2 protein-coding genes are annotated in these 1,832 nt (G+C 57.6%); one reads left to right on the forward strand and one right to left on the reverse strand.

Going from position 1 to position 1,832, the window contains the following annotated elements; translation table 11 throughout:
• On the reverse strand, positions 1 to 763 hold a 763-nt coding region (locus tag RTY00_RS13560), incomplete at its 3' end, for a LysR substrate-binding domain-containing protein (protein WP_312664808.1).
• Between the two features lie 95 nt (positions 764 to 858).
• On the opposite strand from RTY00_RS13560, the gene RTY00_RS13565 reads away from it, so the two are divergent.
• A complete protein-coding gene (locus tag RTY00_RS13565; RefSeq protein ID WP_312664809.1) occupies positions 859 to 1,680 on the forward strand; it encodes an SDR family oxidoreductase in 822 nt (273 codons plus the stop codon).
• The last annotated feature ends 152 nt before the right edge of the window (positions 1,681 to 1,832 follow it).

Consider the following 1,832-nt stretch of genomic DNA (forward strand, 5'->3'; position numbering starts at 1 on the left):
CGCTGCGCATTTCTTTCTCCACATACAGCGAAGGCACATAAGCAATGCCCAAACCGGCGAGGGCGGCCTGCGCCATCAGCGCGTTGCTGTCTAACGTCAGCGTGCCTGGCACGTCAATCTCATGCTTTTCGCCCGCCTGCGCATATTCCCACTGATAACGCTTACCACTCGGCAAGCGCTGGCGAATGCACTGTTGTTGCAGCAGATCGCGCGGATGAAGAATCGATGCGTTTCTTGCCAGATAAGCGGGCGCGGCGACGGTCACAAACGTCAACGGGCCGCCAAGCGGAACGGCCACCATATCCTGCGGTACATCCTCAATCAGCCGAATGCCGGCATCGAAACCGGCGGCGGTGATATCCACTAACGCACCTTGCGCGGCGAAATCGAGCTGGATATCGGGATAACGCGCGCTAAAGTCCGCCACTACGTGTTCCAGCAGCAAACCGATCGATGCATCGCTGGCGCTGATGCGCAGCGTGCCGTAATGCTGATGGCGGCTGGCGGAGATATCGTGCAGCACATCATCCATTTGATTCAGCAGCGGCGAAAGCCGATCCAGCAGCTGTTGGCCGGCATCGGTGAGCGACACGCTGCGCGTGGTGCGTTGAAACAGCTGTACGCCCAGATTGTGCTCCAGCGTTTTCACCAGATGGCTGAGCGACGAGCGCTTTAAGCCGAGCATTTCAGCGGCACGGCGAAAGCTGCGCTGCTCGCCCAGCGTTTTGATGGCTTGCAGTTCGTGCCAGGAAGGACGTCTCATTGGTGGTTTTTCCTCACCGGGTCATGCGCGATTAGGTGGATTTTATCCACCAGTAAAGCGATCTACCATCAGGTTTTCAATATGAGGAGCACAACATGAAAACCTGGTTAATTACCGGCGCCAGCAGCGGGCTGGGCCGATTGATGAGTGAACGTTTACTGGCGCGCGGCGATCGCGTTTTGGCAACGGTGCGACGTGAACAGGCGATGGCCGATCTGCAGCAAACCTATGGCGAACAGCTGCAGGTTATTGCGCTGGATTTGGCGCACACCGCCAGCATCGCACCTGCGATTGAACGCGCTTTTGCCGCCGTCGATCGCATTGATGTGGTGGTGAGCAACGCAGCTTACGGCCTGTTTGGCGCGGCTGAAGAGTTGAGCGATGCGCAGATTGAGCGCCAGATCGTCACCAATCTCACCGGCTCAATCCAGCTGATTCGCGCGGTGATCCCTTTCCTGCGTCAGCAGGGCGGCGGGCGCATTGCGCAGGTTTCCTCCGAAGGCGGCCAGGTTGCGTATCCCAACTTCAGCCTGTATCACGCCACGAAATGGGGCATTGAAGGATTTGTCGAAGCGGTGCGCCAGGAAGTCGCCAGCTTCGGTATTGATTTCCTGCTGGTGGAGCCCGGCCCGACCGCAACCAATTTTGGCGCTGGTCTGGACGTGGCAAATGCGCTGGAGGTTTATCGCGATAACGCCGCAGGCCAGCTGCGTCAGGCGATTTTTTCGGGCGATTTCACCATTGCCGGCGATGCCGGAAAATGTGTCACGGCGATGATCGCCACGCTGGAACAGCCCAGTATGCCGCTGCGGTTAGCGCTCGGCAGCACGGCGTATCAGAATATCGAAACGGCGCTGGAAAGCCGGCTGGCAGAACTGCGCGGGCAACGGGATGTGGCGTTTGGCGCGGATGTGTAATCTTATAATCTAAAACATCACGCGAGCTTCATGCAGAATCGTGTGGCACAAAAAAGCCGGGAGTACCGGCTTTTTCGTTCAATCATCTGTAAGTTGTTCTGGCGTGCATTCGTAAAGCTCAGCGAGCTTGGCAAGATTGAAATCACGTGGTT

The organism is Pantoea sp. CTOTU49201 (genome assembly GCF_032054795.1).
GTDB classification, from domain to species: domain Bacteria; phylum Pseudomonadota; class Gammaproteobacteria; order Enterobacterales; family Enterobacteriaceae; genus Pantoea; species Pantoea symbiotica.

What these genes read in the sequence shown, in the direction of transcription:
- RTY00_RS13565 (WP_312664809.1), top strand. Translation starts at nt 859, where the DNA reads ATGAAAACCTGGTTAATTACCGGCGCCAGCAGCGGGCTGGGCCGATTG.